5 protein-coding genes are annotated in these 6376 nt (G+C 72.2%); 4 read left to right on the top strand and 1 reads right to left on the bottom strand.

What is annotated here, in order from left to right; translation table 11 throughout:
• Positions 1-582 precede the first annotated feature (582 nt).
• Positions 583-1959, bottom strand: coding sequence for a DNRLRE domain-containing protein (locus tag AB0J68_RS24345; protein ID WP_363940561.1), 1377 nt, complete (start codon positions 1957-1959; stop codon positions 583-585).
• A 222-nt stretch (positions 1960-2181) separates the two neighbouring features.
• On the opposite strand from AB0J68_RS24345, the gene AB0J68_RS24340 reads away from it, so the two are divergent.
• The 4 genes from AB0J68_RS24340 (at position 2182) to AB0J68_RS24325 (ending at position 6300) form a co-directional block, all read left to right on the top strand.
• On the top strand, positions 2182-3462 hold the full coding sequence (locus AB0J68_RS24340) for an MFS transporter (protein ID WP_354855017.1): 1281 nt from the start codon (positions 2182-2184) through the stop codon (positions 3460-3462).
• Positions 3459-4445 carry a hypothetical protein gene (locus tag AB0J68_RS24335; protein ID WP_354855018.1) on the top strand — a complete coding sequence of 329 codons (987 nt, stop codon included), beginning with the start codon at positions 3459-3461 and terminating at the stop codon, positions 4443-4445. Before AB0J68_RS24340 ends, AB0J68_RS24335 begins: the two co-directional genes overlap by 4 nt.
• Before the next feature lie 122 nt (positions 4446-4567).
• The gene (locus tag AB0J68_RS24330) at positions 4568-5257 is read left to right on the top strand and encodes a PhoD-like phosphatase N-terminal domain-containing protein (protein WP_363940560.1); all 690 of its coding nucleotides are present in this window, start codon (positions 4568-4570) and stop codon (positions 5255-5257) included.
• An 80-nt stretch (positions 5258-5337) separates the two neighbouring features.
• Complete coding sequence (locus AB0J68_RS24325; RefSeq protein ID WP_363940559.1) at positions 5338-6300, top strand: hypothetical protein; 963 nt, start codon at positions 5338-5340, stop codon at positions 6298-6300.
• The last annotated feature ends 76 nt before the right edge of the window (positions 6301-6376 follow it).

The raw sequence follows: 6376 nt of genomic DNA, 5'->3' as shown, positions 1-6376 counted from the left end.
TTCGTGCCGGGGCCGCACCTGCCCCGCCCCAGATCTTGGACAGTTTCCGTTACGAAAGAACGGAAACTGTCCAAGATCTGCATTGGCGAGGTGTCGTGATGGGTGTGTGGTCCTTCGTCTGCGGCCTGGCGTGCGGTTGGCGAGGGGCAGGGTCTGTGCTGCTGGCGATTGCACATCGTCCGCGAACTCGACCGGCATGACGACTTCCGCACCGGGCGGGTGGGTGGCCCATATCTGGGGCAGCTCTACAGGGAACCGCACGGAACCCTGGGCCGCCGGCAGTAGCGCCGCCTGCTGCCGTGCCGCAGCGCCGCAGCGCCGCAGCGCCTGCCTCCGTGCCGCCTGCCTCCGTGCCGTGCCTCCGTGCCGCCGTGCCGCAGCGTCGTGCCGCCTGCCGCAGCGTCGTGCCGCGCCGCAGTGCCGCCTGCCGCAGCGCCGAGTCGCCGCGCCCAGTGAGGGGTGCCCGCGTGGGGGCGGTGCGGGTGTTGCAGGTGCTGCAGGTGCCGCGGGTGCTGCGGTGTCGCGCGCCGCTGCGAGGGGTGATCCCGCCGCCCCGGTAGCGGGGGCGGCGGGATCAGGCGGTCAGTGGCAGGCGCCGGTGCCGCTGTCGTTGTAGGTCTGTCCGGCGACCGGCACGAACTGCCAGTCGTAGCTGCCGGAGTGCAGGGTGAACTTCAGGACCCCGAACGCCGAGCTGTTGCGGGCCTCGCTGTTGGGCTGGATGGTGCCGAAGCCGTAGTGGTCGGCGCCGCCCATTCCGGCGACGAAGCTGCGCATCCCCCGGCTGGCGTCGTAGCCGCCGGCGGGGTTCATCGGGCCGAACCGCTCGTACACGTGGTTGTGGCCCCAGACCACGACGTCGGCGTTGTAGTCGTAGAGCGCCTGGTACAGCGGGCGGGTCGAGGTCGACGGCGCGTGGTTGGAGCTGGACGTGAACAGCGGGTGGTGCCAGTACGCCAGCGTGCACGGCTTGCTGGTGGCCGCCAGGTCAGCGCGCAGCCACTGCTCCTGCGTCGACCCGGCCGACATGCTGATGTTCGAGTTCAGCGACACGATGTGCCAGTTGCCGAGATCGTAGGAGTAGTACCCGCGACCGCTCGGGCCGGCGGTCGTGCCGAAGTAGTTGTAGTAACCGGTCGCGCCGGACGTGTTGTAGTCGTGGTTGCCCGGCGACGGGCGGGTGCGCGCCTTGTGCCGGCCCCAGGTGGGTTCGTAGTAGCTGGCGAACTGGGATGCGGTGCCGCTGTCGTAGACGTTGTCGCCGGTCGTGAAGACGGTGCCGGAGATGTTGTCGAGCAGCGCCGCCGTGGCGGTGTCACCGGAGCCGGAGGTGGCGATGTCACCGGCCCCGACGAGGACCGGATCGCCCGACGGCGGTGTCGTGGTGCCGGTCGTGACCACCAACTGCGGGGCGTCGCCTCCACTCTCCCGCGTGTCGTAGTAGGCGCCGTCGCCGCTGGTCGAGGTCGCGCCGAAGCTGAAGGTCCCGTTGCCGGTGACCGCTGAGGTGACGTCGACCTCGTACCAGGTGTTGCCGGCGACCGCGCCGAGCGACCCGAGGGTGGCCCCGTCGATCGTCGGCTGGTTGCTCCAGGTCGTGCCGGTCTCCGACCAGGTGGTGTTGGACATCGTCCGGAACGTGCCACCGGCGTCGCTGCCGCTGTTGCCGCTGATCGTACGCAGCCGCAGCTTGGCGCTGGTCACCGTGCCGCTGACACCGCTCACCGTGAAGCGCAGGAACATCCGCCGTGCGGGTGAGTTGTCGACCACGATCTGCGTGGACGTGCCGTAGTTGGTGGACGCCGTGTCGCTCTGGACGTAGGTGTCGGCGACCGGCGTGAACGTCACGCTCGCCGCGGAGGCCGCGCCCGAGCCGGTCAGGACGACGGCGGCGGTGGCGGCGACGAGCACCGCGACCGTCCCGATCGTGACCGGTGGGCGGGCGATTCGAATGTCCATCCAGGACCCCTTCGTTGCGGGTGGAAAGCGCAAGGAATGTAGGAAGGTCGATGAACCGGCGGACTGCCGCCAGGTGAACAGTACGCTCAAGCAACGAAACATCTCGATGTTTGTTCGATGTTCACCCACCGCATGTCTGTCCGCCCCTCGCGGTCCCTTGTGACGCCCCCGACCCGATCGTCACGATGGCTGACCGTCGCCCACCGATCAGAGGAGATGCGCGTGTACCTGTCGTCCGTCTCCCGGCCGGTCACCGACCCGCCCGACGCCGGGCCACGACGCCGACGGCTCGCGCTGGTCAGCGGCAACGTGGTCGCGCTCGGCACGGTCAGCCTGATCACCGACATCTCGGCCGAGATGGTGGCCGCCGTCCTGCCGCTCTACCTGGTGCTGGGCCTGCAACTCAGCCCGGTGGCCTTCGGCGTGCTCGACGGGGTCCACACGGGCGCCACCGCGCTGCTGCGGGTCGTCGGCGGCTTCCTCGCCGACCGGTTCCGGCGGCGCAAGCTGGTCGCCGGCGTCGGCTACGCACTCTCTGCCGTCGCCAAACTCGGCCTGCTGCTCGCCGGCCGGTCGGTGCCCGCGATCGGCGCCGTCATCGCCGTCGACCGGCTCGGCAAGGGTGTGCGCAGCGCGCCCCGCGACGCGCTCATCACGCTCTCCACCCCGCCCGAGGCCCTGGGCCGGGCGTTCGGGGTGCATCGGGCGATGGACAGCGTCGGCGCGTTCCTCGGGCCGCTCGTCGCGTTCGCCGTCCTGCTGGTCGTCGGGCAGTCGTACGACGCGGTCTTCGTCACCAGCTTCTGCGTCGCCGTCCTGGCCGTCGTCGTGCTCGTGCTGTTCGTCCGGGAGCGACCGACCGGCGAGCCGGCCGACGGGCCGGACGAGCCCCGGGTCTCCGTCCGCGAGGCGTTCGGCCTGTTGCGCAGCCGGCCCGCCCGTCGGCTGCTGCTGGCCGCGACGATGCTCGGGCTGGCCACCATCGGCGACGGCTTCGTCTACCTGGTGCTCCAGCGCCGGGAAGACCTTGGCCTGCGGTGGTTCCCGCTGCTGGCAGTGGGCACCAGCCTGGCCTACCTGGTGCTCGCCGCACCCCTCGGCGTGCTCGCCGACCGGATCGGGCGGTTGCCGGTGGTGGTGGGCGGCTACGTGGCCCTCGGCGCGACCTACCTGCTGCTGTCCGGGCCGGCGCACGGCTGGCCGGCGCTCGCGTTGACGCTGGCGCTGTACGGCGCGTTCTACGCGGCCACCGACGGCGTGCTCATCGCGCTCGCCGGGCCGGTGCTGCCACCACGGCTACGGACCACCGGGATCGCGCTGGTCCAGACCGGGCAGGCGCTGGCGTACCTCGTCTCCTCGGTCCTGTTCGGGCTGGCCTGGCAGGCGTGGGGGCCGCAGACGGCGGTCCGGGTGGCGGCCGTGGCCGTCGTCGGCGTCCTGGTCGTCACCGTGCTCCTGCTGGCCTCCCCGCTCCGCCCCAGTCTCCGGAAGGTGTCCCCATGAGCGCGATGTCGACCCGGGCGAAGCTCGGCGTGGTGGCCGCCAGCGCGGTGCTGTTGGCCAGCGTGGCGGCCGGCTACGCCGCCATCGCCGCCGAGCCGGCCCGGACCCCGCCGCCGACCGCCGCCGGGGACCAGGCGGTCACACTGGCGCCGGGCCCGCGCCTGCTGGCCATCACCGACCGGTACGTCTCCAGCGTCGCGACCGCCGATCCCGCCGGGCCGCGTACCGTCTCGGGTCTGGAATGCCTGCGGGTGTACGCGGCCGCCGGCACCGGTGTCTGCCTGCGGCCGGAGACGGCGTGGTCGTACCAGGTCGTGGTGCTCGACGCGGCGCTGCGCCAGAAGCGGACGCTCAGCGTGCCCGGCCTGCCCAACCGGGCCCGGGTCTCGGCCTCCGGCCGGATGGTCTCCTGGACGACGTTCGTCGGGGGCGACTCCTACACGGCGAGCGGCTTCTCCACCCGCACCGGAATCCTCGACACCGTCACCGGCGCCACCGTGACGTCGCTGGAGGAGTTCGCCGTCACGCGGGACGGTCGCGGCTACCGCAGCCCCGACGTCAACTACTGGGGTGTCACCTTCACCGCCGACGACAACCACTTCTACGCCACCATGGCCACCGGCGGCAGGCGGTACCTCGTGCGCGGCGACGTGGCCGCCCGGACCGTCGAGACGATGCGGACGAACGTGGAGTGCCCGTCGCTGTCGCCCGACGGCACCCGGATCGCCTTCAAGGAGGCGATCGACGCCGACCCGACGAAGGGTTGGCGGCTGTCGGTCCTCGACCTGGCATCCGGGCGGGTCACCGCGACGGCGGAGACCACCAGCGTCGACGACCAGGCGGCCTGGCTCGACGACGCCACGCTGGCCTACACACTGCGCCAGAGCGACGGTCGGCCCGACGTCTTCAGCGTCGCGGCCGACGGGTCCGGTACGCCGAAACTGCTGATCCCCGGTGCCGAGTCGCCGTCGCCGCTGACCTGACGGCCCGGCCGCCAACCTCGGCGGCCAGGACACCTGACCGCCTTGCCGCGGTCGACGTCCCGTCACGTCGGCTTCCGCGCCGCAGCCTTCGCCGTTCATCGACGGCCTCGAAGGTATGGACCATGACAAGGCTGAGCCGTCGCATATCCGTCCTCAGTGGACTCGCTGCCGCCGGCGCCGCGGTGACACCCTGGCAGGGTGCCCGCGCCGCGGTCCCGTACCCCTTCAAACTCGGTGTGGCGTCCGGTGATCCGGCGTCCGACAGCGTGGTCCTGTGGACCCGGCTGGCGCCCTCGCCGCTCAACGCCGACGGGCAGGGCGGCATGGCCGACGCCGACGTGACGGTCGAGTGGCAGGTGTCCACGACGGACCGCTTCTCGTCGCTTGTCGCGTCCGGCTCGGTGGTCGCCCGCTACGCCGACGCCCACTCGGTGCACGTCGTCGCGGGCGGCCTCGCCGCCGACTCCGACTACCACTACCGGTTCCGGGCCCAGGGGCAGATCTCCCCGGTGGGACGTACGCGGACCGCGCCGGCCCCGGGCACCTTCGGCCGCGACCTGGTCATGGCCTTCGCGTCCTGCGCCCACTACGAGGCCGGCTACTACACCGCGTACCGGCGGATGGCCGAGGAGAACCCCGGGCTGATCCTGCACCTCGGCGACTACATCTACGAGGGTGGCGTCAACACCTCCGCCGTGCGCCAGCACGTCGGCGCGGAGATCGTGTCGCTGGCCGACTACCGCCGCCGGTACGCCCTCTACGCTAGATCTACCTGCGCCTGTTCCGCGACGGCACACCCGGCTACGAGCTGAAGCTCTCCACCGGTGGCACCAGCGGGGCCGCCTGGCGGCACATCAGCCCGGACGTCGGGCTCGACGACCGGGGCAACACCGTGGTCGTCTGGGCCGCCGACGGAGACGGCAACGGCGTCTACAACATCCAGTACCGGGTGGTGTCACCCGCCGGTGCGATCCTCGGCTCGGGGCAGGCCAACGCCAGCGACGCCGGGCAGCAGATCTGGCCGAAGGTGGCGGTCGACCCCGACGGCGCGCCCACCACCGCCGGCGTCGGCTTCACCGTCGTCTGGGAGGACGTGCAGGCGACCGCTCCGGCCACCGTCAAGGCCGCTGGCTTCACCGCCGCCACCGCCAAGGCGTACGAGGTGACGGCCTCGCAGACGACCGGCTCGCACCACCGCCCCGACGTGGCGGTGTCCGCCTCCGGCGAGGCGCTGGTGGTCTGGGACGAGGACGCCGACGCCAACGGCTCGTACAACATCGGGTTGACCCGGCTGGCCCGGTCGAACGGCGCGGTGGTGCTGTCCCTGCGCACGGCCAACGCGCAGAGCGGCGGGCAGCAGCAGCGGGCGTCGGTCGCGGCGACGTTCGCCGGTGACTTCACCGTCGGCTGGGAGTCGGACCACACCGGCACCCGGGGCGTCTGGGCGCGCTCGTTCACCGCTGCCGGCGCCGCCCGCCACGGTGAGGTCCAGGTGTCCACCGGGACCGGGGCCGTCGCGCCCGGGGTCGGCATCGACGACGAGGACAACGTCGTGGTGGGCTGGACGGTGTCCGGCGCCAATCCGGACGTCTGGGCGCGCGGCCTCAACCCGGACGGCAGCACCACCGGTCGGCTGGCGGCCCAAACGTTGAGCCAGACCACGACGGGTCGGCAGGAACACCTGGCGATCGCCGCGTCCCCGTGGGGCGAGGTGAGCCTCTGCTACACCGACGACAACGACGGTAACGGCTTCGACCAGGTGCTCCTCGGTCTCGGGGCGACGAACTCCACCTGGCTGATGACCGCCGACGAGCTGCGCCAGCGCAAGGCGCGGGCCGCTGCCACGGTGAACTGAGTCGGCCGGGTCCATTCAGAGGGCGTGGTCGGGCTCGCCGCCGGCGCTGGCCGCCCCGTCGTCCCTCGGCGGTGAC

The sequence above is a fragment of the Micromonospora sp. NPDC049580 genome (assembly GCF_040675595.1).
Taxonomy (GTDB): Bacteria; Actinomycetota; Actinomycetes; order Mycobacteriales; family Micromonosporaceae; genus Micromonospora.
This window is presented reverse-complemented; position numbering and strand designations above follow the sequence as displayed.